The organism is Clostridium gasigenes (assembly GCF_017348895.1).
Classification (GTDB): Bacteria; Bacillota; Clostridia; order Clostridiales; family Clostridiaceae; genus Clostridium; species Clostridium gasigenes.
This window is the reverse complement of the sequence record NZ_CP071376.1, coordinates 2,533,109-2,558,006: the sequence shown is the minus strand read 5'-3', so window position 1 is coordinate 2,558,006 and position 24,898 is coordinate 2,533,109. Positions and strand designations below refer to the sequence as shown.

22 protein-coding genes, 1 pseudogene and 2 riboswitches are annotated in these 24,898 nt (G+C 29.2%); of the genes and pseudogenes, 2 read left to right on the top strand and 21 right to left on the bottom strand.

Going from position 1 to position 24,898, the window contains the following annotated elements:
• Nucleotides 1-114: 114 nt before the first annotated feature.
• From J1C67_RS11920 to J1C67_RS11895, 6 genes are all read right to left on the bottom strand, one after another.
• A complete protein-coding gene (locus J1C67_RS11920) occupies nucleotides 115-540 on the bottom strand; it encodes a GNAT family N-acetyltransferase (protein WP_167866509.1) in 426 nt (141 codons plus the stop codon).
• Between the two features lie 306 nt (nucleotides 541-846).
• Nucleotides 847-1,326, bottom strand: coding sequence for a GNAT family N-acetyltransferase (locus tag J1C67_RS11915; protein WP_167866508.1), 480 nt, complete (start codon nucleotides 1,324-1,326; stop codon nucleotides 847-849).
• A 71-nt stretch (nucleotides 1,327-1,397) separates the two neighbouring features.
• Nucleotides 1,398-1,925, bottom strand: coding sequence for a GNAT family N-acetyltransferase (locus J1C67_RS11910; RefSeq protein ID WP_167866507.1), 528 nt, complete (start codon nucleotides 1,923-1,925; stop codon nucleotides 1,398-1,400).
• Nucleotides 1,926-1,999: 74 nt separating this feature from the next.
• Nucleotides 2,000-2,170: a DUF4177 domain-containing protein gene (locus tag J1C67_RS19475; protein WP_278336638.1), complete on the bottom strand. Its 171-nt coding sequence runs from the start codon at nucleotides 2,168-2,170 to the stop codon at nucleotides 2,000-2,002.
• Nucleotides 2,171-2,533: 363 nt separating this feature from the next.
• Nucleotides 2,534-3,082, bottom strand: coding sequence for a GNAT family N-acetyltransferase (locus J1C67_RS11900; RefSeq protein ID WP_167866506.1), 549 nt, complete (start codon nucleotides 3,080-3,082; stop codon nucleotides 2,534-2,536).
• Nucleotides 3,083-3,140: 58 nt separating this feature from the next.
• A complete protein-coding gene (locus tag J1C67_RS11895) occupies nucleotides 3,141-3,287 on the bottom strand; it encodes a hypothetical protein (RefSeq protein ID WP_243176748.1) in 147 nt (48 codons plus the stop codon).
• 85 nt (nucleotides 3,288-3,372) lie between these two features.
• Between J1C67_RS11895 and J1C67_RS19895 the strand changes: the two genes are divergently transcribed.
• Complete coding sequence (locus J1C67_RS19895) at nucleotides 3,373-3,525, top strand: CPBP family glutamic-type intramembrane protease (RefSeq protein ID WP_167866619.1); 153 nt, start codon at nucleotides 3,373-3,375, stop codon at nucleotides 3,523-3,525.
• 260 nt (nucleotides 3,526-3,785) lie between these two features.
• On the opposite strand, the gene J1C67_RS11885 is transcribed toward J1C67_RS19895, so the two are convergent.
• The 14 genes from J1C67_RS11885 to licT all read right to left on the bottom strand — a co-directional run bounded on the left by J1C67_RS11885 (nucleotide 3,786) and on the right by licT (nucleotide 22,549).
• A complete protein-coding gene (locus J1C67_RS11885; RefSeq protein WP_167866504.1) occupies nucleotides 3,786-4,400 on the bottom strand; it encodes a hypothetical protein in 615 nt (204 codons plus the stop codon).
• Between the two features lie 174 nt (nucleotides 4,401-4,574).
• Complete coding sequence (locus tag J1C67_RS11880) at nucleotides 4,575-5,519, bottom strand: conserved phage C-terminal domain-containing protein (RefSeq protein ID WP_167866503.1); 945 nt, start codon at nucleotides 5,517-5,519, stop codon at nucleotides 4,575-4,577.
• 431 nt (nucleotides 5,520-5,950) lie between these two features.
• On the bottom strand, nucleotides 5,951-7,300 hold the full coding sequence (locus tag J1C67_RS11875) for a nucleobase:cation symporter-2 family protein (RefSeq protein ID WP_167866502.1): 1,350 nt from the start codon (nucleotides 7,298-7,300) through the stop codon (nucleotides 5,951-5,953).
• Between the two features lie 117 nt (nucleotides 7,301-7,417).
• Nucleotides 7,418-7,519: riboswitch (purine riboswitch) on the bottom strand.
• 144 nt (nucleotides 7,520-7,663) lie between these two features.
• Nucleotides 7,664-7,867, bottom strand: coding sequence for a hypothetical protein (locus J1C67_RS11870; RefSeq protein ID WP_167866501.1), 204 nt, complete (start codon nucleotides 7,865-7,867; stop codon nucleotides 7,664-7,666).
• Nucleotides 7,868-8,054: 187 nt separating this feature from the next.
• Nucleotides 8,055-8,564: a hypothetical protein gene (locus tag J1C67_RS11865; RefSeq protein WP_167866500.1), complete on the bottom strand. Its 510-nt coding sequence runs from the start codon at nucleotides 8,562-8,564 to the stop codon at nucleotides 8,055-8,057.
• Nucleotides 8,565-8,580: 16 nt separating this feature from the next.
• Nucleotides 8,581-9,402: a phosphatase PAP2 family protein gene (locus J1C67_RS11860; RefSeq protein WP_167866499.1), complete on the bottom strand. Its 822-nt coding sequence runs from the start codon at nucleotides 9,400-9,402 to the stop codon at nucleotides 8,581-8,583.
• Between the two features lie 17 nt (nucleotides 9,403-9,419).
• The gene (locus J1C67_RS11855; RefSeq protein WP_167866498.1) at nucleotides 9,420-10,550 is read right to left on the bottom strand and encodes an alpha/beta hydrolase; all 1,131 of its coding nucleotides are present in this window, start codon (nucleotides 10,548-10,550) and stop codon (nucleotides 9,420-9,422) included.
• Between the two features lie 31 nt (nucleotides 10,551-10,581).
• On the bottom strand, nucleotides 10,582-12,807 hold the full coding sequence (locus J1C67_RS11850) for a glycoside hydrolase family 3 protein (RefSeq protein ID WP_185169365.1): 2,226 nt from the start codon (nucleotides 12,805-12,807) through the stop codon (nucleotides 10,582-10,584).
• 55 nt (nucleotides 12,808-12,862) lie between these two features.
• Nucleotides 12,863-13,525, bottom strand: a complete 663-nt coding sequence (gene pgmB, locus J1C67_RS11845; protein ID WP_167866497.1) for a beta-phosphoglucomutase — start codon at nucleotides 13,523-13,525, stop codon at nucleotides 12,863-12,865.
• The gene (locus tag J1C67_RS11840) at nucleotides 13,516-15,279 is read right to left on the bottom strand and encodes a glycoside hydrolase family 3 protein (protein WP_167866496.1); all 1,764 of its coding nucleotides are present in this window, start codon (nucleotides 15,277-15,279) and stop codon (nucleotides 13,516-13,518) included. Before J1C67_RS11840 ends, pgmB begins: the two co-directional genes overlap by 10 nt.
• Nucleotides 15,280-15,448: 169 nt before the next feature.
• Nucleotides 15,449-17,986, bottom strand: coding sequence for a GH39 family glycosyl hydrolase (locus J1C67_RS11835; protein WP_167866495.1), 2,538 nt, complete (start codon nucleotides 17,984-17,986; stop codon nucleotides 15,449-15,451).
• Between the two features lie 51 nt (nucleotides 17,987-18,037).
• Nucleotides 18,038-19,465, bottom strand: coding sequence for a 6-phospho-beta-glucosidase (locus J1C67_RS11830; protein ID WP_167866494.1), 1,428 nt, complete (start codon nucleotides 19,463-19,465; stop codon nucleotides 18,038-18,040).
• A 60-nt stretch (nucleotides 19,466-19,525) separates the two neighbouring features.
• Nucleotides 19,526-21,430 (bottom strand): beta-glucoside-specific PTS transporter subunit IIABC, encoded by a 1,905-nt coding sequence (locus tag J1C67_RS11825; protein ID WP_167866493.1) that lies wholly within the window; start codon nucleotides 21,428-21,430, stop codon nucleotides 19,526-19,528.
• 276 nt (nucleotides 21,431-21,706) lie between these two features.
• Nucleotides 21,707-22,549: a BglG family transcription antiterminator LicT gene (gene licT / locus J1C67_RS11820; protein ID WP_167866492.1), complete on the bottom strand. Its 843-nt coding sequence runs from the start codon at nucleotides 22,547-22,549 to the stop codon at nucleotides 21,707-21,709.
• A gap of 653 nt (nucleotides 22,550-23,202) precedes the next feature.
• On the opposite strand from licT, the pseudogene J1C67_RS19705 reads away from it, so the two are divergent.
• A pseudogene (locus J1C67_RS19705) lies at nucleotides 23,203-23,334 on the top strand (winged helix-turn-helix transcriptional regulator); the annotation flags it as partial.
• A 245-nt stretch (nucleotides 23,335-23,579) separates the two neighbouring features.
• Nucleotides 23,580-23,681: riboswitch (purine riboswitch) on the bottom strand.
• Between the two features lie 70 nt (nucleotides 23,682-23,751).
• Here J1C67_RS19705 and J1C67_RS11810 read toward each other — a convergent pair.
• The gene (locus J1C67_RS11810) at nucleotides 23,752-24,858 is read right to left on the bottom strand and encodes an NADH:flavin oxidoreductase (protein ID WP_167866490.1); all 1,107 of its coding nucleotides are present in this window, start codon (nucleotides 24,856-24,858) and stop codon (nucleotides 23,752-23,754) included.
• Between the last annotated feature and the right edge of the window lie 40 nt (nucleotides 24,859-24,898).

Sequence of the window (24,898 nt, the reverse complement as noted above, 5' to 3'; positions counted from 1 at the left end):
AATAATGCGATATTTCAATCTGTTATCTATTTGTGTTCATTAATACTACAAAAAAACAAATAACTTTTAGGAAAAATTTATTTTAACATCTAAACAATTTAATCATTTAGTGAATTACTTATTTTCCTTCAATTGTTTTACAAAATAATGACGTTTACTAGTTAGTGGATAGTCTTCTAATGTAAAAACTTCTTTGTAGCCTAACTTCACATAAAAATCCTTGGCCTGAAAACTAAAAGTATCAAGAAATGAGTATTTACAGCCTCTTTTTATAGCTTCTACTTCAACATCCTTTAACAACTTTGAACCTATTTTCTGGCCTCTTAATTTCTCATCAACCCATAAAAATGATACTTCTAGCCAATTACCATGAGTTTCTGCTGAAATTCCTCCTACTTTATTGTCATTTTCATCATTAACAAAAATAGCGATTGGCTTAACTTCTCTTAATTCTATATGAGCAAGATTATATTTTATCAAATTGTTTAGAATTACGCTAATATCTTCCTTTTTGGGATTATCAGTCATTATATATTTCATAAACCCTCCACCTTAACAACTATATTTTGTATTTATTTAATATATTAAATTTGCGAATTGAATTCTTTAGTAACCCTAATTAACTTTTAATATTTTTTCGATAATTTTAGAGGTAATTTTATCAATACTTAAACTGCCGTCTATAATAAAATCTGAACTTGGTTTAACTCATTTATCACAGTTGTTTTTCCCCACCTGATACAGCAGCAACTGCACTTACTATAGGTCTTTTCATTCTTAACCTCCCGCAAAACTTCAAATAACTTTTCGTTCGCCTTTCCGAATTATTATTTATAATTATCGATTCTACAAAGCCAGTTTTGCTACCAATTCACCATCTTCAATCTTACCTGTTTCCACAAAACCACAAGATGCATAAAGTGTCTTTGCTACCACATTCTCTGGTTTATAAGAAAGGAAAACTACTGAAGATTTTCCATACTGGAATGTCCTAATAAGTTTAAGTGCCCCTACCATAGCTTCCTTACCATAACCTTTGCCCTGATATCCTTTGTCAATCATTAATCTCCACACCCAATAAGCATTTTCATCATCATCATCAGCAGTCTCTTCTGCTTCATTATATGATAACATTATAAAACCTACCATGATATCATTGTCATAAATGCCATAAGGCATAGGAATGCACTCATTATTCGTTAAAGCAACATACGCCTCTGCAAGACTGGATATATTACTTCCAACATAACTTTTTTGTTCTTCTTTTGGTTCTAATTTAATACATTCATCCAAATTATCATCTGTGATTTTTCGTAATTCCATCATAATTATCCCCCTAAATTATATCTTTACTTTTTCTTTATTTACTATAACAATTCATAATATTGGTAATTATCTCATAGCACTTTTTCATATAGTCTAAACCAGTTCAACCCGTAATTTCCAAGTCCCAAGTCAACTGTATCAATATATTTAAAACCACATTTTTCATACAGCCTAATGGCAGGCATATTACCTTCGTAAACATCCAACCTAATTGATTTAGCTTGTGACTTAATACTGTGTTCAATAGCAAAGTCCATTAATGCTTTCCCTACACCACATTTTAAAAATTTGGAATGCACTACAAATGTATATACAACAAAAACATCTGAATAGTCAGATTCAAATTTCCATTTAGCTTTATAATATGCAGGTTCAGGTTTATGACTTAAAATAACAGAACCAATGATTTTCCCATTATGTTTTGATACATAGAGATTACCCTGTTTAACCCCATCAATTGCATTTTGCCTAACAGGATATATATCCTTTTTCCATCCAGGATAGTTTATTCCTTTTGCCAAATGGTCATTCAAATCGTTATACAACTGTTCTAATTCATCAATATCATTTGCTTTTCCTAAATCAAAAATAATATCCATATGTTTATCCCTCCAATCAATATATTCAATCTGTTATTTATTTTTAATCATTCATAATATAATAAGATTTTGTATTAAATTTGTTTCTCAAATATTAATTCAAAATGAGTAGCAGTACCGTAAGCCCCTGTCGGTGGTGCTAATACTTGTACCAATCTCCAGCCTTCTTTTGCATGTTCTTCCACTATAGCATGATAGTCTTGCTTTGGCTTTGACTCAATTAATCCCCTTAATTCTAATCTTATAAATTTCTATTCATACATATAAATGTACCTCCAATAATATATTTTATTATCTATTTCACGATTTCTACAAACTGTTATTTAAATACTATAGTAAAAACCCCTACCTATTACCCATGAACACTTACTATATCATTAAAGCTTTTTCTGTTATTACTATTTGAGCTTCTGCTTTAGATTCAATCTTCCCATATTTAGATAATAACTTATCCTTAGCAATATGTTATCCTTAGCTGCTAATATAGGCGTTTCCCACTTCTTACAAGGTAATTCATTCTGCTAGCCAAACTTGGTTTACTTTCATTATATTTCATATGCTCCACTTTTCATTACTTCATATTCCGCCATTAACAAGAATTAAGTTCATTAGATAATTTTTAATAATCTATACTCCAGCTGACAGTCGCATGGCTCTTCATCAACTAATTTAGTATTATATTCTACAGCTTCAATACAGTTCATCGCTTTATAAAAAGCCTGTGACTCTTGAGATGAATGAGCAGATATATATAGGCTTTGAGCACCCATATCTTCTGCCTTTTTGCATACAAGAGAAAATAATTTTTTCCCTATCCCCTCGCTACGGTTTTCATAAGATATATGAATGCTTGAAAGTTGTAAATATTCCTTTTGTGAACCAAAAAACTGACTTTCGACAGATGCAAATCCTACAAGTTCATTGTTATTAAACGCACCAACTACTACGCCACCTGTTTTTATAGTGTTTTTTAGACATTTAATCAGGTATTTATATTCATCTGAACCCCACTGTTCAGTAAAAGCAATATCTTTTAATATCCATTCCCCATTTTCATTACGCCAACATTTCTTCACGTCTTGATAACGATTAAAATTCGCAAATAATGTTATTCTTATTTCGGATTTTTTTAATTCCCTATAGCTAATTGATTCCAATATACATACCTCCTATTATATAGATAATATTTGTTACACAATGTGAGTTGTTCGTCTATTACTTATTATCACTAAATAGACTTATGCCGGATAAAACACATATAACGGAAGTGAATCCTAATCTTAACCAATCCACATAAAGCCAAAAATCACCACCTGATATTATGTCTGGAGATGTGTTATGTTCATCAACAAAAATACCCATATTCCAAAATAACTTAATTGATATTATTAAGCAAATAATCCTCTCCAGAAACATCAACTATAAAATTTATTATTAGTATTACTTCATTATCTTTTTACAAAACAAAAACTTTTTAAACATTTTAATTTCAGCAATAATATTTTCATTAGCACATACTCCTAATTGGGGGTATAGAATATTTGCTTTTGTAATGGGTATGTTGCTTGCATATACATTTATTATTTATGAAGAAAGATAATTATATAAGCCAACTAAAATTTCTTCATTTTGGGTACTTGTTATAATTCATAGTTTAAGAAATACTATATCCGTTACATTATGCCTTATTTGAAAAAGTATAAGGGTCACCCATTAATCTTCTATTTTTTAACAACTATAATAAATTATTTCTATCTGGTATTTTTAATAACCATTTATCTTTTGAGCCAAAATAATAAACATACATTAAGATATTTATTGTCTTACACTATATTTATTAAATATAGTTCTCATCAATTCCTAGTTAATCTTCATATCTATCAATTTAACTATATCATCCTTATTTTCCATATCTAACTTAAATGGCATTTTATATCTTTCAATTTTTCCAAACATCTTCTTTTCAAGCTCTAAACACAATATATTTTCATTAATATTATATGATTTTACTTTGTCCCATTTGATTGCGTTGCCCCAAGAATATATGCAATTTTCATTAATTCCTTCCTTTTCATTATTATGAATACTAAACATAATTATTTCATTTCCAATTAAAAATAACGGTGCAATATACATAAATTTGAATTCATCAGAAAAAAGTATAATAATAATAAGTTGAAATATAAATATAGCTATTAAAAATCTTAATCCATATACTTGTTTTTTTCTATTTTGTCTTAGAAGGATGTATTTTAACTTTCCAAATTTATTTTTATACCTCTTAATTAATATATAGTCAATTATAACTATAATTGTCATTGCTATACTTGTAATTATGAAGATCCAGTCAATAAACTCTATTCCCCTAAACTTTAAAGTTACTAAACCTTTAGTTTCTAAGTAATATACAAATACACCTGTTATTATTCCAACCAATATGGCACCTATTAAAATTATAGTCTTACTTCTTTTCATATATTTAATCCCACCTTTACATTTTTAATTATACCACCTTTAGTTATTTTATCCAAAACATGTATATTAAAATAATCACAAAGTTGCTTTAATCATTCTTGATGCTATTTGAGATTCTCAATATTTTCATTTCAGTTATATATTTAAAAACACAATCTAGCTATGCTTATATTACTAAAACAAGTTTTCCTCTGCCCATTTTATTTCTTCCTCTGTAAGAGGTGTCTGGTTACCAAATCTTATTCTTTCTTCCCCAAAGTCTGTTTTTTTATTATAGATTCTATTATTTTCAAAGTTATTATATCCATCATTATAAGCTTGTCCCCAATTTAAATAGAAATTATTATTAAATGAACTTGGTTTTAAATTCATTTCAGCCTCTGTTAAGTATCTTTCGAATTTTTCTCCAAACAGTGTTCCTGGTCTTAAATATTTTTCCATAGGTGAATTTGACCATTCTTCATTTTTTTTATTAATTACCTTAAGAAAATCTTCTATGCAAAAGCCTTCAGTTAATCTATCTTTTATTAACTTTCGAGTTGTTTCTGTATTATATTTATAATTTTTTTCACATTTATCATTTAAATATTCAATTACTTCACTATATATAGGATTTTTATAATCATTCTTTTCATCATATTCTATTTTTTCTACGCTATCCTTAGGCAAATTTTCATCACATTTACTCAACTCAACTTTCTGAAGTTTTTCATAGTTATCCTCAAAGTAGCCCTCTTTATTATATTGATTTTCTTTTTCTAATTCATGATTTACAATTTCTATATTTTCTTCCTCTGGATCTTCGCTGCCCATAACTTCTTCCTTAGTTGACTTTATATTTTTAATAACCTTTATAATTCTACTTTTTACAAACTTTTTTCCTTCTTCATACATAAGCTTTATGGTGATATACCCCTTATCTCTTAAAGTTCTAATTATAGCTGAACATCTAGTTTTGCTTAAACTAAAGAACTCACTAAAATATCCATTACTTGCATAACAACCTTTTTCTCTATCTAGTGATGTTATTTCAACTAAAAATATTTTTTCCATAACCCCTAAATCCTTATTTAACCATAATTCACTCGGAATCCATATTCCTTTAAATTCTTTTTTCATTAAAACCACTCCTGCAATTTATTTTTATGTATTATTTTACCTTTCACTATAAAATATGCAGCAATTTAACTTTTTGAAAATTTTTTAAAAATTATTTTTATTTGTCTTATAAGTTTATCTTTTCAAATGAATTTACTCTGTCTGCAAGACTATATATATTTATATATATTAAATTATTAATTATATTATTAAGTTGTATTATTATCCTTAGCGTTTTTAACACACCTCCTTTTAACTTCCAACATATCCTATTAGATTTTTCAACACACCTTTTTTAATTTTCAACATACCCTAGTAGACTTTTCAACATATATAAAATTAAGGCACTTTTAAAAAAATATAGGACAGTAAACATCTATTAAAATATTTACTGTCCTATTTTCTATTTATTATATTTTCCATTGATTCTGTTTATATTTTAATTTCTCCAATTATATAACTTCACAACTTTCTTCTATAATTTCTTCTTTATCTTCTTTATCTTCTTTTAGTACTACATTTAATATTAATGCTACAATTGTCCCTGTTGATATTCCTGATGCAAAAATCATCTTTAATCCCTCTGGTAATTGTGAAATAACATCCGGTCTAAATGTAACTCCAAGACCTAAACCAACAGATGTAGCTATTATTAATAAATTACGTTCATTTAATGTTACTTTGCTTAATGTTTTAATTCCAGCAGCTGCAACAGTCCCAAACATAACTATTCCAACTCCACCTAGTACTGGTTGTGGCATACTGCTAACTAAAGCTGCAATTTTAGGTAAAAATCCTAAAGCTACTAATATAATTCCTGCTGTTACTGCAACGTAGCGACTTGCTATCTTTGTTAGAGGAATTAGCCCAACGTTTTGGCTAAATGTTGTATTTGGGAATGCACCAACTACGCCTCCTATGGCACTTCCAATACCATCTGATAAAACTCCTGCTCCAATACGTTTCTCATCCATTTCAACTTCTGAAACTTCTCCAACTGCTTTTAAACATCCTACTGTTTCGATAGCTGTAACAAAATAAGCTGGTATAAATGCTATAAGTGCTTTAAAATCAAAAGTCACTCCATATTCAAATATTTTAGGCATAGATATCCAGCTTGCTTCTTTTATAGCTGTAAAATCTACTAGTCCTAAAGGAATACAAACTATGTATCCAACTACCATTCCTATTAATATAGATGCACTACTTAACATGCCTTTTCCATAATTATTTAATAATAATGTACCAATAAGTACAAGCATTGCAATTGATATGCACCTTATATTACCATAATCTGCTGATCCCACTCCACCTGCAGCCCAGTCTATAGATACTGGTAATAATGTTAATCCTATTAAACATACAACTGTTCCTGTAACTATTGGTGGAAATAACTTCATTAATGGTTTTATAAAATAACTAAGAACTGATTGAAAAATAGCGCCTAAAATTGTTGCTCCAATAATCCCCGGTAGTCCCAGTACTGAACCAACAGATATAGCTGGTGATACAAATGTAAAATCTGTTCCCATAATACAAGCTACTCTTGAACCTATAGGTCCAACACCTTTTGCTTGTATTATTGTAGCAATACCTGCAGCTAAAATTGCTGCACTTATTAATGTTGTAGTTGTTTTAGCATCAAACCCCAAAGCCGTTGAAATAACTAATGGTACAACAATTATTCCCCCAAAAGCCGCAAATATATGTTGGATTCCAAATAATATTTTTTTAGATAAGGATGGATTATCATTAACCCCATATATTAATTTAATTCCATCTGATTTTTTTTCTGTATTCATAATTATTTCCCTCCATATTTTAAATAATAAACATAAAAAAACACCTCAAATTTAATATTGAGGTGCTGCCTTTTAAATAATAGAAATATACCTATAAGTTTAAATATACGAATATTACCTTATTATGCAATACCTCGTAGTCTGCTTATTTACGGTTAGCAGGTAGAAACTTTTGGTCCATATCACCAACTTTATACGAGTTTTTCTTAATCTTTATTCGTATTTTACATGAATACTCTACATATTTCAATATTTTTATATAATATTTTAAATATAAATTAATTTAACAATTCAACTTTATATTAGTAACACTGGATTTCACTAAATCCCTATATTATCATTTATATTACTAAATATACATATCTAAAATATTTTCCCCTCTAATTTCTGCTTTTTCTTCTTTAAATTCCTTGCTTTATTAAAATTTAATATTACTAAGTGCGCTTCATTTAAGTCATGGATATCTAAATAATGAATAAGTTGCTTTATCTCATCTTCATGATACTTAGCACTTCTCCATATTTTCATTTCTATTACATATTTAAATTCCTTATATGTTACTACCACATATAATCTTTTTTGTTCTGATACTTGAACTTCCTTAAACTCAAATCCGGTTCTATTTATTATTGTATAAACTCATATTCCCTGTAGATGTACGTATTTTTAATAATCAACAATCTTTTAGACAAAAAAAGAGCTCCTCTTGAAGCTCTTCCTATATTTATTATCTAAAAAAAACTATAGTTCTTTTTTATGCTTTAGAAGTCTTTCTACTCTCTGTAAATGAAAGTACAATAACAAAATACCCAACTATTACCCCTGCAAAACCGGTTGCAATGGTTTTCAAAATTAGCGATTGAATAAAGTTTAATTTGCTCATACCAAACATTGCTGGTATTCCAACAAAGAATGGAACTATTAATATTATAGTCATTATTGTTATAATTACTGAATTTATAATCTTATTATTTGAGAAATACTTAACTATTATGTGTTCTTCTCTCTCATAAGTTCCCTTTGGTGCAATCCCTTTATCTATATCTTTTTTTATAATTGGAAATCCTGTTAATGCTGCTGCCATTCCTAATATTGCAATAGACATTAAGTAGTCAAAAGCAATTTCTTCTGTACCAAACATTTTTCCCTTATCAGAAGTTATGAAAAAGAACATCACTCCATTAATAACCGCATTAACTAGCCAGAAATTAATAATAATTTTTTTAAACATATAACTGTGAAGACCTTGTTTACTTATTTGCATAAATATCGCCTCTTTCCTAATTATTTGGGAATGACTTAACATATTTATTTTTTAAGAAACTAAATATTATTAAAGTAATTGTTGCACCCATTGTTACATCGGATGCAAAATGAGCACCAACAACAACACGGCTAGCTGCAACTAAAATAATCCACACTATTACACAGGTATTAATCAATACTTGCTTATTTTTTAATTTTGGTATAAATGTTGGAATTAATGTGAGCCAAATCATAATAGCTCCATTTGCACTATGACCTGATGGAAATGACATAAATTCATTATTTGTTGTAAATCCTTGTCTTATAAACCATAGAGAGAACCCTTCAAAATATCCTTCTGAAATCATGTGTCTGTATCGTTCTCTTCCCCATCCCATTTTAATTAAATTAAATGTAATTACTACAAATAAGAATGTCAATACCCCTACTATTGCAGCTTGGCGTAACTCTACTTTATTTGTAACACTAATTTTTTTAGCTATAAAATAAGAAGCTATAACATATAAAATTGACAATATTGGAATTAAAACTGTAGGCCAATTTAAATATTTAATTGGTAACATTGTAGCCATTAATGAAAATAGAACTAACATAAATCCATACCCAATGGTTCCCAAAGTATATTTTACTGATTTCTTCTTCTCCCTTATTAAAATTAAACTAACTGTACAGAAAGTAGCAATTACTCCTGCTGGAAACTCGCCAATTGCCTCAAATATTGATCCGTATACACTATTCGCATTATAAATAGCATCTGATATCTGTAAATCCATAAATATAAATGCTATCATAAGTAATGCTATAATCCCAAATCCTACCTTTTGCAATTTCCCCATCTTATCTCACCTTTCTTTTAATTTTTTCTATTTTTTTCCAAGCCACAGTCACTATTAGCTAAAATAAACTTACCTATTTCAATTGCGCAGTCTTCACTTTGAGGATAAACTCCTACATTATCTGCATAGGCATGTCCAAACCCTTTATATAAAACTGTTTTTGTTTCTACACCCGCATTGGCTAATTTAGCTGCATATGCTAAACTTTCTACTTTAAGGAAATCATGCTCTCCCACTGTAATAAATGTTGGTGGCAAACCTTTAGGGTTTCTATTATATGGACTTAAATAATCATTATCTATCTCTGTAGTTCCTAATATTTCTCCAAGTCCTACCAGTGAACTGAACACATCTAACATCATTGTAATACCTGATCTATGTTTAGGTGCCATTTCAAAGTCATCAATACTCCATTTGAAATATTCATCCTCAGTTCCTGCCATATTTACTGTTGGATAAAGTAAAAGTTGTCCCTTTACCATTCCTAATTTATCTTCCATATCTCTAGTTGTGCAATATTGTGTTAAGTTACCTCCTGCACTATCTCCTGCAACGAAAATATTATTTTTATCTCCACCTATATTTTCTGCATTATTATAAATCCATTTTAAAGTAGTGTAACAATCTTTATGTCCTGCTGGATATGGGTTCTCTGGTGCAAGTCTATAGTCAACTGACACCGCAAGGATATCTGTTTTTTCCACTATTAACTTAACAAACTCTTCTACAACATCAGGAGATCCTCCAAAGAATCCTCCACCATGAATGAAATATAAAACTTGGGCATTTTTTCTCATTGTTTCTGATTTATAAATTCTTATAGGAATTTGATTTCCATCTTCCCCTTTTACATTTCTATGCTCTATTTCAATTTTCTTTTTAACTATAGGAATACTTTTTATCCCATTAAACATTTTTCTAAGTTTTCCAACTCCTTTTGGTGACATATCCATCTTCATTAAAAATTTTGGCATATATTTCATCATTAAAAGTTGTTTTTTCATATCTTTATACAGACGTGGATCCATAGCTCCTTTTTCATCACTGTCTGGCAAGTTTTTAACCAGTACCTCCGCACCTTTTATCATAATTGTTTCTTGACGTTCAACAAGCTTATCCAATAATTCTTTTGAGTACTTTCTTTCCATAACTATCCACTCCTCATTTTTTATATTTATATTATTTTTTATATTTATTTACACGTTCATCTACAATTATCCCTTTGTAGTTCATTCCATAGGCAAAATCATATATATGCCCGTCTTCATCAACATAACATTCCATATCATGAGCTGTATCTTCCTTTTGCTCTTCTACTGTTTTCATATCCTTTGGCATTTGGAATGGAAGTAACCCACTTGGCTCTTGTCTTCCACTTATTAGATCTAAAACTGCTTGTGTCTGTACATTAAAGTTTATTAGAATTGATTCAACTCTATTTTCAAATTCACTTACTACTGTAGGATTTTTACAATTCATAGATATAATAACTGGCTTATCTTTCATTGCCTCTTTTGTTTCTAATATAATATCTAAATCCTTCTCATTAGTAGCTGTGTTTGATTTGTTTTTATAACTTCTACTTTCTCCATCATCATTTGCAATGCTTTCTTCCCTTGCATATTCCGCTGTATATGGTCTATATTGAAGAGTTACTGGTATATATCCCTCTTCCTTTTTATATCCAACACTATCTGGTGACTCAATAAACACAATAGCAAAGTCTGCTTCTTCTGGTTTTCCAACTACTGTATAATATTTTTCAACAATCTTCTTTTCCACTGGGAATATTTCACTTGCTGGTATTATGTTTCCAAACCAATCCATGCCTTCCTTTAATCTACGTTTTGGTATATAAACCTTTTCATTTTCACTTATTGGTAGTGTATTATTTTTATTCTTAAGCATAACTATTGATTTAAGTTGTCCATTGTAACCATCTTTCATAAATTCTTTATTTCCTACTATTACTTCAGATTCTTGTGGATCTACGTATGGATTTTCAAATAAACCTGTTTTAAAAATATTCCTAAGTAACCTCTTTCCAGAGGTTTCAAACCTATTACGCATAAATTCTCCACCATGTTCTTTGACTCCCATATTATAAGCATCTAAAATTGGTTGAATTTCATTGTTTCCACCAAACTGATCAACCCCTGCCATTAATATTTTATAATGACGCTCTGCTTCTCCCATAGTTTCTACTCCCCAACATTTGCCGACCAAAAATGAATCTATAGTAGGTGCATCCTTTGTAATCATCCAATCTGTACATACAACACCATCATAATTATATTTATTACGTAGTAAATCTGTAATAATAAACTTGTTATATGAGTTTCCTACATTTTCATTGTATTTGTGATCTTGATTATAAGAAATTGTATAATAAGGCATTACTGCCGATGCTTCTTTTGTACCATTTTTCAATTTAAAGGCACCTTCCGTAAATGGCTTTAAATGTTCCTCAAAATTATTCCCAGGATAAACAGCATATTTTCCAAACCCATAATGTGCATCACGTCCTGCTTCTCCACTTCCTCCACCTGGCCAATGCTTAACCATAGCATTTACACTTTCTTTTCCCCATCCCTTTGTTTCTTCAGTTGTTTGAAAACCATCACAATAAGCTTCTGCCATATGTGTAGATAATACTGAATCTTCTCCAAATGTTCCATTAAATCGCATCCATCTAGGTTCTGTTGCAATATCAACTTGTGGTGATAGCGCAGTTGTAATTCCTAACGCTCTGTATTCTTTAGATGCAACTTGACCGAATCCTCTTACTAATTCAGTATCAAAAGTGGCAGCTAAACCTAATGGTTCTGGCCATTTAGAAATATCTCCACCAGCTCCTGCATTAAACTCTGTATCTGCACTTGGTGTATGACGTGGATCTGAACTGTTATTTGCAGGTATTCCAAGTCCCAGCCCCTCTACAAAGCCTTGCACATTATTATTCCATTTTGCAGCTGTTTTCGCATCATTTACTAGAGTTAAAAGAATATGACGTAAATTATCTTCTTTTAAAAATTTCTTTTGCTGATCTGTTAAATCACTTATATCTTTCCCACTCTCTTGTAGAGATTTCCCATCATAAGTTCCAGCAAACATTTTTGCAAATATACTGTCCTCTGTTGATACTGATTGATGTTGACTATATAACATTAGCCCAGCAATTTGTTCTACAGTCATTTGTCTTGATAAATCCTCAATTCTTTCTTCTATTGGTAAACGCCAATCTTCATACGGATCTAGAACTCCATTTCCATTTAAATCTTTAAAAGCAAACCCATCAATTTCTAATATTGATATACCCGATTCCTTTGAGTAGGCAATATCTTTTCCTTCATGGTTTTTTACATATATATAATTATCTTTTTCTGTTGTTGTATATTTCTTCATGATATTCTCCTTTCATATTCCTTAATTCATATCCAAATAAATAGTAATTAGCCTTTTATTTTGAATGATATTTATAAAAACTTTCCTTTATTATCTTTAAATTTAATTCACTAGTTGAATTTAGTAAAAGGTTTGCTCCTATTAAATTTCCTACTCCAACTGAAAATATATCTGCATTATTAATTGATTCTATACCAGCTTTTGCATCCTCAATACCAACACAATATTTAGTCTCTACCCCTGCAAGCTCTGCTGCTTTTAAAAATATATCTGGAGCTGGCTTTGAAAGTTTCACTGATTTTGGGTCTGCTACACAATATACTTTATCAATTAAGTTTAACTTTTCTAAAATAAATGGTGCATTCTGAGAAATAGATGCTATTGCTATTTTAATATTGTTATCAATTAATTCATTAAAGAATTCATTAATACCCGGCATAACATCTTTTTCACTAAGTGTTTCCAAAAGTTTTCTATACATATTATTTTTCTTTGTTCTGTAATGCTCTTTTTCTTCTTCTTTTAATGCTGTAATATTTCCATGTGCTAGGATTCTATCAAATGATAAAACCCTATCTACACCTTTAAGTTGTTCATTAAATTCTTCATCAATAATAATTTCAAGTTCTTCTGCAACTGCCTTCCATGCTAAAAAATGAAATTTTGCTGTATCTGCTATTACTCCATCTAAATCAAATAGTACTGCTCTTATATCCATTTTGATATGTCTCCTACAAATGGATTAAACTCAAGTTTAACTGGGCTTTTACCCTTAAACTTACTTTTTCCAACTAACTTCTCAACTAATGATTCTATTACTTCCTCTGTAGAAGTGTATGCATTAATAACAGTTTCAACATTTTCTAAATCATATTGATGATATGGGTTACCAACAGATATTATCATAGTTGGTATCTCTTTTACAAACCAAGGTGAATCAAAACCACCAAATGATTTATATTCTACTCTTAAATTTGTTTGATTTGATTTAGGTTGTTTATTAATAAAATATATAATTAAGTCATATTGCTTTTTAAAGTCTTCCATAGTTTGCATTATTTGCTTCATTCCTTGTAAAATATCTGAGTGATCTATTACTTCAAATGTAAACCCTTCTTTAGTCATGCTATTTATAAACTTTTCATACTTTTTAAGACCTGGTTTTTTAAGCTTAAGAGCTAACCTAACAATTAAAGGAAGTGATTTCGAAGTTTTTAACAGATCAAAAATATCATCATCACAACCTAATGGAATAATCCCAATTTTCTTTATCTTATTTTTATTAAGAGGTATTAATCCTTCATTATTTTGAACTAAAGTTATACCTTGGTCTGCTATATCCTTAGCCCATTTTTTATGCTCTGCTGTTCCTATATTTTCAACTTTTTCTGGCACTAACTTATTACTTGTATTTAACTTTTGATGAGCCTTAAGTCCTAAAATACGTGATAGGGCATCATCTAATCTTTCATCTGTAATAATTCCTTTTTTATAACCATTTAACATAAATTCATAATCTTCTAAAGGTGATTTAGTAAATAACAACATATCATTTCCACTTGCAATACACATTGGTACTAAATCTTCTCTTTTCCCGTGAGCTCCAAATCCAGTCATTAATGTTGAGTCTGTCATAATAAGACCATTAAATCCAAGTTCTTCTCTTAATAATCCATTTAATAAATTTTCAGATAAACTTCCTGGAGTTAATCTATCTTCTCCCTCAATATTTTTTTCATCATAGTATGCTGGGAAAGCAATATGACCTACCATTACTCCTGTTGCTCCATTATCTATATTTTCCTTATATACACGTCCAAAAGAGGCTTTCCAATCTGGATAACTTAAACTATTTATAGTTTTAATAACATGTTGGTCACGTCCATCAACTCCATCTCCTGGAAAATGTTTAAGAGTTACTGACCCACCATGTTTTTGAACACCATTTGTATAAGCCTGACCCATTTTTGATATTAAATCTATATTGTCTCCAAAACACCTTGTGCTAGCTATTGGATTTTCCCAATTAAAATTAATATCTATAAGTGGTGCAAAAGCCATATTTCCACCAAGTGCCTTAGCCTCTTTTATACAAGCCTCTCCAAGCTTAAATGCATTTTCCGGATTATTAGTTGCAGCAACTAACATCTCATTACCAATTTCAGTTCCTTCTTCAGCTAATCCATTAGGACCTGCCTCAAGGTTTGCAGCTAAAAACATTGGGATTTTTGCATTCTCTTGTAACTTATTATGTGCTTTTATTACTTGCTTTGCCTTCATTGGTCTTAGCATAACTCCACCTGGTTTTATCTCGTTTATTACTTCAAGAGTTTTACTTTTATCATCTGCAGCCATTGTAAAAAGTAATTGTCCTATTTTCTCATCAATTGTCATTTTATCCTTTGTATCATTTACCCATTTAATTTGCTCCTTATTAAGGTAAAAAGGTTTTTTACTTAAATCAACACCCATTTTTATTTCTCCATTCAAATATATTTTTTATTATACTTTAATTATATATTTATAATTACGTTTACATCTTCCACTTTAGATTTTAAATCTTCCAATTGTTGACCTCTTATATTTCTTTTTATAAATAAAAAAGGAAAATACAATAAAGTACCTTCCTTTTTCTATTAATTTAATATATTTTTTTAGCAACTATTAATTGAATTTCATGTGGTAATAATTCAGTATTAATATTTAAATCTTTTTCAACCTTTTCCCCCCAAGTTTTATATCCAACTTCAGAAGCTTTTTCTAAATATTTATATCCATCTTCTGATAACATTTCTGGGGCTCCCATTGTAACCCAAGCATCAAATGATGAACCTTCTTCCCTATTAACTCTAAATTTTTCTAACTGATACTTTCCCTTATTTATTTGAAGAGATAAACTATAGCCTCTTTCAACTGAGTCTTTAAAAACATCATATCTATTTAAATATGATATTTGAGAGTAATCTAAGGATCTATATAAATCATTATAATGACAATAATTATAAAATAGTAATTGATAATCTTCCCCTTTTTTTGTAACTATTAAGCCTTTATCTTTATATACAATTTCCTTACCTAATTTATTTAAAAATTCAAAAGCATGATAACTAGCTTTCTTTATACCATTATATGTTATAAATCCAAAGCCTCCATGAAATAAATTTTGCTTTAATCTAAACTCTTCAAATAAATCTGTAAATGTCCAAAATCCCATTCCTTTAACTAGGTTGCTATTTTCAACACAGGTTTTCACAATAAATGCTGCCATAAAACATGTATCATGTACTAAATCCCTACAATCCATAGTTGAGTTCCATTCTGTAATCCAATATTCTTTACATTTTCCAGGTAATCCATCTCCTATTTCAACCATTTCTCTTATAGTTTCAGATATATAACCCTTGTCACCAATATTAAGAATATCTTTTAATTTTATATTTCCCTTAACTTCACTATCTTCTGATTCCACATACTTTATACCTTCATTAGTAATATCAATTTCAATATCATCTATATATTTACATTCTAATTGATAAGCATGAAAAGAGAAAAAATCTAAAAAGCATTTATGTTTCTCTGAATAAGTTTTAAATTCATTCATCCAACTATTAAATTCACCAAACTTTAAATTTCCGAAACCTCCAACCTTAATATCCTTATCAATAGCTTTAATAGATTCATAAGTTAGCTTAAAAAAATTAAAAAACTCTTCTCTGCTTCCATCCCAAAATACCTTCTCTAGGTTTGGCTCATTCCAAAATTCAAAATACCATTCTCTAACTTTATTAATTCCATATCTATTAATAATATGTTTTGTAAACTTTTCAACCATATCTATCCACTTTTCCATATTGTTTGGCCCACTTGCATGACAGTTCCAAAAGAAAACTTTATTTTCACTAGATGAAAGTTCCTTTGGCATAAATCCAATTTCTATAAATGGCTTTAACCCGTCTTCTATTAACCCATCAATCAGGGTATCAATATGGTTAAAGTTATAATATACTTCACCTCTTGAGTTTTCATTATATAACATCATTTCATCAGAAAATATTCCATGGAATCTTACATATTCAAAACCAATATCCTTCTGAATTTTTTTAAGTTGTTTTTTAAAATCATTTCTTAATCCATAGGGTGCATGTCCAAATGTTATTAATTTATTAAAACTGTGATTTAATTCACCTATAACTTCTCCAGTTTTAATTATTTTAATATTTGATCCTATTTTCCTCGCTTCAAAAAACGAATCATTTGTTCTTAAATATTCAAAAAGTTTAGCCAATGTTTCTCTACTATTAATATTAAAATAATTTAATACATTTGCATTAGTTTCCTCTATCCCATTAACTTCTCTATACTTAGTAGGTGTAATTCCTAATATACTTTTAAAAACTCTGTAGTATGATTTTTCATCAGGAAAACCATGCCTATGAGCTATATCTATAACTCTATCTTTGCTAAGTTTTAGATCATTTAAAGATTTATTTAATCTTAAATTATCTAAAAATGTTTTTATTGTTATCCCCATATTTTCTTTAAAATATCTTGAGACATACTGAGGGTTTAGATAAAATTCACTAGCTATTTTTGCAATTGCAAACTCACTATCTTTATAATTATTATTTATATATTTAATAATATTAATTAGTCTATTTTCACTTACATTTAACTCCTTATATTCACTTTTTTCATTAATAGTAAATTTATTAATTAAAATAATTATAATATCTAGTAAATGCCTACTAATTAAAAGCTCGTAAGGCTCTTCTTTATTAAGAACAACGTTCATCATTGTTGCAAGTATAGACCTAATCTTATTATAAAACTTTTCATTTTCTTTATTATTTTGTCTAGAATCTAGTTTAAATTGCAATTTGCTTAAATTTGCATAATATTTATTTAAGTATTCAGTATTAAATTGCAACACTAATAACTGTGAGCTTTCAAGAGGATTAGTTGACTTTACATAGTGAATTTCATTTCTATTTATTAAAAAAATATCTCCCTCTTCTAAAATATTAACTTCTTTATCAATAAAAAGCTCAACTGTTCCTTTTAGAACAAATAACATTTCCATTTCTTCATGCCAATGATAAGGAAATTGTTCTAAGTAATGAGTAAATATTCTAATTGGTATATTTAATTTATGCTCTATATTTTCATACCTATACTCCATTTATCTTCCACCCTTATATTCAAAAAAAGAGAGCAATATGCTCCCTTTTTTTTATTTTAAATCTTCACCATTTGTTTTAATAACTTTTTTATACCAGTTGAAAGATTTTTTCTTACTACGTGCAAGTGTGCCTTTTCCGTTGTTGTCTTTATCAACATAGATAAATCCATAACGTTTTTTCATTTCTCCTGTACTTGCACTTACTAAATCTATGCAACCCCATGGAGTGTATCCCATTAAATCTACTCCATCTTGCTCAACTGAATCTTTCATTGCTTTTATATGTTCTCTTAAATATTCAATTCTATAATCATCATTTATTGAACCATCTTCTTCAACCCTATCTATTGCTCCTAAACCATTTTCAACAATAAATAGTGGCTTTTCATATCTATCAAATAAAGCATTTAATGTTATACGTAAACCTAGTGGATCAATTTGCCATCCCCATTCACTTGCTTTTAAATGTGGATTTTTAAGAGTTGCAAATACATTTCCTTCTGTTAACTTATTAACCTCAGGGTCAGCACTTGTTAATCTTGATGCATAATATGAGAATGAAATAAAGTCAACAGTATTATCTTTAAGTAACTTTTCATCTACCTCTTCCATTTTAATATTTATGCCTTGTCTCTCCATCATTTTCTTAGCATATGGAGGATATTCCCCTCTTGATTGTACATCTATAAAGAAATAATTTTCTCTATCCATTTCCATAGACTTCCACACATCATTTGGATTACATGTATTTGCATAATTATTACCACCAGCTAACATACATCCAATTTTAAATTCTGGATTTATCTCATGTCCAATCTTTGTTGCCATTGCACTTGCAACTAGTTCATGATGAGCTGCTTGATATTTTATTTCTTCCTTATTTTCACCTTCTTCAAAAAGAATACCTGCTCCCATAAAAGGTAGGTGAAGTAACATATTAATTTCATTAAATGTTAGCCAATATTTAACTTTATTTTTATAGCGATTGAAAATAGCCTCACAGTATCTTGTGAAGTGATTAATCATTTCACGATTTTTCCATGCTCCAATTGTTTCAACTAAGTGCATAGGCACATCAAAATGACAAATTGTAACTAACGGTTCAATTCCATATTTAATGCATTCATCAAATAATTCATCATAAAACTTTAATCCTTCTTCATTTGGAGTAACTTCATCACCTTTTGGGAATATTCTTGACCAAGCTATAGATAACCTATAGCACTTAAATCCCATTTCAGCGAATAATCTTATATCTTCTTTAAAGTTATGGTACATATTAATTGCTTCATGGCTTGGATAGTAATGTTCACTATCGCATTCAAACATTTTCTTTTCTCCAAGGGCTACTGGAAAACGATCTTTGCCAGCTGGCACTACATCTACTGTAGATAAACCTCTTCCACCTTCTAAGTATCCACCTTCACATTGGTTTGCAGCAGTTGCTCCCCCCCATAAAAATCCATCTTTAAAACTCATATTAATTCCTCCCTTTCATTTTAGGGAAGCTTTCACACTTCCCTTTTCGCATTATTTTTTTTATATTATAACCTTTAATAAATCTTCTCCAAAGGTAATATCTGATGAGCTTGTTTCTACTACATCTAAATAATCATTTGAATTTGTTATAATTACTGGAGTTATAACTTCATATCCAGCACCTATTATTCCTTCTATATCAAATTCTAGTAATACTTGTCCTTTTTTTACAGCATCTCCTTGTTTGGCTTTTGCTGTGAAATGTTTACCTTCTAATTTAATAGTATCCATACCTACATGAATTAATATTTCAGCACCAGAGTTTGATGTAACTCCAAGTGCGTGATATGTTGGGAATAAAGTTGTTAAAATACCATCTACAGGTGAAACTATTTTTCCTTCTGAAGGTAATATTGCTAATCCTTTTCCTAATGCCCCTTGTGCAAAGGCATCATCTTTTACTTGTGATAAAGGTAATATTTCTCCTGTTAACGGGCTCCCTATTACCTCTTTTGTCATTAATGGATTTTTAGTTACTTCTATTTTCTTTGTTTCTTTAACTGGCTCATCATCTTTATATGCAATGAAAGCTAATCCGAAACTAATTGCCATTGAAACTCCTACTGCAATTAATCCACTAGTTACTCCACTTGTATCTCCATTTACTGGGTTTATAAAGTTAAAGAATCCAAAAACACCAAGTCCACCAAGTTGATATCCTTTAATACTTGTAAGTCCAATGATACCTCCACCAACGGCTCCTCCTATGCAACTAATTACAAACATTTTGATTCTTGGTAATGTAATCCCATAAATTGCGGGTTCTGTTACACCAAAGAATCCTGAAACAATAGATGGAATAGCTAATGATTTTAATTTTTTATTTTTAGTTCTTATAAATATAGCCATAATTACTGCTGTTTGAGCAAATGATGCTGCAAATGTTAAAGCTAGTAATGTATCTGATCCTAAAGTTGTTAAGTTTAAAATTCCCACTGGTATTAATCCCCAATGTAAACCGAATATTACAAAGACTTGCCATAAGCCACCAATTAATATGCCTGCAATAATTGGTGAGAAGTTATAAATACTAACTGATGCTGTTCCTATGATTTGACTTGCCCATGTTGTTATTGGTCCAATAACAATAAATGTTAATGGTACTATTACTAATAATGTGAATAATGGAAGTAAAAATGTTTTTACTACATCTGGTATTATTTTTGCAAAGAATTTTTCTATTTTTCCACCGAAGTATGTCGCAACTACAACTGGAATTACACTTGAAGTGTAGTTCATTAAAATTACTGGAATACCTAAAAAGGTAACATGTACTGGTGACTTAAACATAGTTCCTTCAAACAATGTATATAAAGGTGCGCCACTCATTAAACCTAGTATGCTAGGATATACTAAAGCTGCCCCAATTACCATTCCTAAATAGGTACTTGTTTTGAATTTTTTAGATGCGTTATATCCCAAGAAAATTGGGAAGAAGTAGAATAGCGAATCTCCTATAGCTTGCAGTATCTGATAAGTTCCAGAATCCATAGTTAGCCATCCAAGCGCCAGGAATAAAGAATTAAATCCTTTTAGCATACCTGTTGCAGCTAATACTCCAAGTGTTGGTGCAAAAACACCTGAAATTATATCTATAAATTTATTAAATAGGTTCATTTTCTCTTCTTTTTCATCATTTAATCCACCTTCTGCTTGAAAATTTCCTATTTCCAATACTGTAGAATACACATCAGATACATGATTTCCGATAACAACCTGATATTGTCCTCCACTTTTAATTACAGTAACAATCCCATCCATGTTTTTTAACACTTCTGTATTTGCCTTGTTTACATCTTTTAATTTAAAACGTAAACGGGTAATACAGTGAGTTACACTGTTAACATTTTCTTTTCCACCAATATTTTCAATAATTTTTTTTGCTAGTTCTTCATACTTTTTCATTTTTTTCTCCTCCATTTTTCATTTTTTTGAATAATGAAGGTTTGGCCAACTTAATGTCACCACCCAATATTAATATAGCTTTTTAATATTTTTCGGGTATTTTTATCTCCTTTTTAGATTAAACATCTTAAAATTAAAAACAAGAATATTATCTTTCATTTATTTTTAAAATGCCTTATATATATATATCACTAAACACTTGTTTAGGATCTATCTTATCTATAGCATTTATCTATTTGTTCCACTTTATATATTTATCCTATGTAAAGTATATGTTTATCTTGTGGATTCTTGTACCATTTTTGTAATATGAATAGTTAGGTACAACTGCTCCTCATCAGATAAATCATAAGAGTATTTATCTGAAATGAAACCAGTAATTTTTTGTACACATGCATATCCAGTAGCATATTTAACTTTAATAACATCTAATAAACCATCATCATTTTCATCTTTATACTCATTATCATTAAATAATCGTTGAGCAAAGAATTTTAAATGAGTAATAAATCGATAATAATATACTGAATCTTCATCAAAGGTTATACTAAAATAATATTTCACAATATTAGATATTTCCTGCATTACTTTAGTAATATCATATACAATAGGAAGGCTTTCATCTAATTGTGCATTAACAATGTGTAGTGCAATAAATCCGGCTTCATCATCAGGTAATCTAACGTTGAATTTATTTTCAATCATCTCTAAAGCTTTCATACCAACAATAAATTCATCTTTATAAAACCTTTTAACTTCCCATAGCAGAGCATTTTTAACTAATACATCATCTGAAAATCTCTGAATTGCCGTATATATATGATCTGTTAACGAAATGTAAATACTCTCATTTAGTTTTTTCCCTAAACTTGTTTTAGCATAATTAATAATTTCATCTGATAATTTCATATGTTCTAGTGGAATATTCTTAAGTAACTCTTCAAATTTACTTGCCATATCTTTATTAGAAATAGTAAAGATTTTATCAATCATTTCATCTAAAACTTCCTCACCACATTTTTTCTTAAATGCAATTCCCCTACCCATAGCAATAACTTCATTATTATTTCCATCAGTACTAACTATTACATTATTATTTAATATTTTATTAATAATCATAAAGTTCCTCCCTCCATGTAAATATAAAAAAACCTACCCACAGATTTTGCTCTGCAAGTAGGTTTAGCTTGTCCTTTAAACAATCACTATCCGTCTTTAATTACATTATATACCCTGCCCTTATTCTTGTCAACGTTTCCAGTTTTAATTTGTTACCCTTGGCTTTCAGGGACTTCCCTGTCATAATCTATTGACTTTTAGGTAAATAGTCATGAATTTAATTCCCCTATAAATAACAGTTGTTAAATTAAGTTTTATATCCATGCTATTTAATATAATAGCAATAATAATAAATATACAAAAGGATAAGTTAATAGCATTAATGTTACCACCCGAACATATTTGAATTATTCATATTGGTCTAAAATTATATTTAAATTTTCTTTTATACAAATGATATTTCAATAACTAAACAATTTTATAAGAAATTGAAGGAAGATGATAAAGTCAATATTGAGCTTAATGAAAGTCACTTTAGCCCTGCATATGCTATGGTTACGGATAAATTTGGAGTTACTTTTCAAATTTTTACTACTAGAAAACAAACAAAATTATAGTTACAAGAAACGCATGGAAGAAAATTTTCCGTGTGTTTTTCATATATCCACTTTAGTATGTATGTATTAAATTAAGATTATTAGATGTGATACCTATTGATTGAAAGAAATGGTAAAAACTATGTTTGCAAATTAGATTTGGCTTTTGAAATTATTAGAGGTAAATGGAAAGCTGTTATTCTTTGCCATCTTTTAGAAGGTACTAAAAGATTTTTTAACTCCAAAAGGAGAAGAATATGCTATTGTATCAAAAGAAATATTATGTTGGATTCCAAATAATATTTTTTTAGATAAGGATGGATTATCATTAACCCCATATATTAATTTAATTCTATCTGATTTTTTTCTGTATTCATAATTGTTTCCCTACATATTTTAAATAATAAACATAAAAAAACACCTCAAATTTAATATTGAGGTGCTGCCTTTTAAATAATAGAAATATACCTATAAGCTTAAATATACGAATATTACCTTATTATTCAATACCTCGTAGTCTGCTTATTTACGGTTAGCAGGTAGAAACTTCTGGTCCATATAACCAACTTTATACGAGTTTTTCTTAATCTTTATTCGCATTTCACATGAATATTCTACATTTTTCAATATTTTATATAATATTAAAAATATAAGGTTTTTGTTGTTTTAGGAAAAACTAAATATACATCTCTTTCCTGGCGTAGAATAACACTGATTACATGATACGCACTTAACCTTTTTTCTATCTCCACTACTCCACTTATTAATTAAATCTGGCTCTGCTGTTAGTGGTCTTGATAAAGCGAAGTATTGTATTTTTGTGTTCTTTAATATATCCTCCATAACATCTAAATGTCTATTTCCACCTATTAATATTATAGGTATATCCACCATACCCGCTAATTTACTGGCGTAATCTTTAAAATACGACTCTCTATCTCTTGATATAACAACCTTAGTTCTTGCTGCACCTAAGTTATTATCTGCAACTTCTTTTATCGATTCATTTCCACCTGTTACTTCTATCGCACTAATACCTAAATCTGCTAATTTTTTAGCAACATATAAACTATCTTCTTGAGTTAACCCACCTTCGTTTACATAGTCAGCAGAGTTTAATTTTATAAGTATAGGAAAGTCTTTGCCTACCTTTTCTCTAATAGCTTCATATATTTCGAATATAATTCTTCCTCTATTTTCTATGTTTCCACCATATTCATCCCGTCTTTTATTGTAGTATGGAGATAAAAATTGACTTAATAAATATCCATGCCCTCCATGTATTTCTACTCCATTAAACCCTGATTTTTTAATTCTAAGTGCTGCTTGTGCATATGCATTAACTAAATATTTTATTTCATCTTTAGTTATTTCTTCTGCCCATGTGCCTGTAACTTCATTTTGCATAGTTGATGGTCCCCATATAGTTCTTTCCCCTACATTAAAGGTTGTCATGAACCCACCATAAACTATTTGCATTATTATATTAGCTCCAAGTGAATGGATTTTATCTGTAAATTCTTTATATTCGTCTATAAATGAATCATCATATATTCCCATCATACCAGGGTTTGGTTGTTCATCTCTAGTTACAAATGAATATCCAGTTATTATTGTACCCACTCCACCTTTTGCTAATTCTTCATATATAGAAGATAATTTTGGTGTCATATGCCCTTTTCCATCCGCTAAGTCTTCCCATAAAGCTCCTCTAAAAAATCTATTTTTTAATTCCATATTTCCTATATTTGTTTTATCCCAAAGTGTTTTCACAAGAACATCTCCTCTAGTTTTATCTATTTAAAATTTTTAT

What these genes read in the sequence shown, in the direction of transcription:
- J1C67_RS11920 (WP_167866509.1), bottom strand. Translation starts at nt 540, where the DNA reads ATGAAATATATAATGACTGATAATCCCAAAAAGGAAGATATTAGCGTA.
- J1C67_RS11915 (WP_167866508.1), bottom strand. Translation starts at nt 1,326, where the DNA reads ATGATGGAATTACGAAAAATCACAGATGATAATTTGGATGAATGTATT.
- J1C67_RS11910 (WP_167866507.1), bottom strand. Translation starts at nt 1,925, where the DNA reads ATGGATATTATTTTTGATTTAGGAAAAGCAAATGATATTGATGAATTA.
- J1C67_RS11895 (WP_243176748.1), bottom strand. Translation starts at nt 3,287, where the DNA reads ATGGGTATTTTTGTTGATGAACATAACACATCTCCAGACATAATATCA.
- J1C67_RS11885 (WP_167866504.1), bottom strand. Translation starts at nt 4,400, where the DNA reads ATGAAAAGAAGTAAGACTATAATTTTAATAGGTGCCATATTGGTTGGA.
- J1C67_RS11880 (WP_167866503.1), bottom strand. Translation starts at nt 5,519, where the DNA reads ATGAAAAAAGAATTTAAAGGAATATGGATTCCGAGTGAATTATGGTTA.
- J1C67_RS11875 (WP_167866502.1), bottom strand. Translation starts at nt 7,300, where the DNA reads ATGAATACAGAAAAAAAATCAGATGGAATTAAATTAATATATGGGGTT.
- J1C67_RS11865 (WP_167866500.1), bottom strand. Translation starts at nt 8,564, where the DNA reads ATGCAAATAAGTAAACAAGGTCTTCACAGTTATATGTTTAAAAAAATT.
- J1C67_RS11860 (WP_167866499.1), bottom strand. Translation starts at nt 9,402, where the DNA reads ATGGGGAAATTGCAAAAGGTAGGATTTGGGATTATAGCATTACTTATG.
- J1C67_RS11855 (WP_167866498.1), bottom strand. Translation starts at nt 10,550, where the DNA reads ATGGAAAGAAAGTACTCAAAAGAATTATTGGATAAGCTTGTTGAACGT.
- J1C67_RS11850 (WP_185169365.1), bottom strand. Translation starts at nt 12,807, where the DNA reads ATGAAGAAATATACAACAACAGAAAAAGATAATTATATATATGTAAAA.
- pgmB (WP_167866497.1), bottom strand. Translation starts at nt 13,525, where the DNA reads ATGGATATAAGAGCAGTACTATTTGATTTAGATGGAGTAATAGCAGAT.
- J1C67_RS11840 (WP_167866496.1), bottom strand. Translation starts at nt 15,279, where the DNA reads ATGGGTGTTGATTTAAGTAAAAAACCTTTTTACCTTAATAAGGAGCAA.
- J1C67_RS11835 (WP_167866495.1), bottom strand. Translation starts at nt 17,986, where the DNA reads ATGGAGTATAGGTATGAAAATATAGAGCATAAATTAAATATACCAATT.
- J1C67_RS11830 (WP_167866494.1), bottom strand. Translation starts at nt 19,465, where the DNA reads ATGAGTTTTAAAGATGGATTTTTATGGGGGGGAGCAACTGCTGCAAAC.
- J1C67_RS11825 (WP_167866493.1), bottom strand. Translation starts at nt 21,430, where the DNA reads ATGAAAAAGTATGAAGAACTAGCAAAAAAAATTATTGAAAATATTGGT.
- licT (WP_167866492.1), bottom strand. Translation starts at nt 22,549, where the DNA reads ATGATTATTAATAAAATATTAAATAATAATGTAATAGTTAGTACTGAT.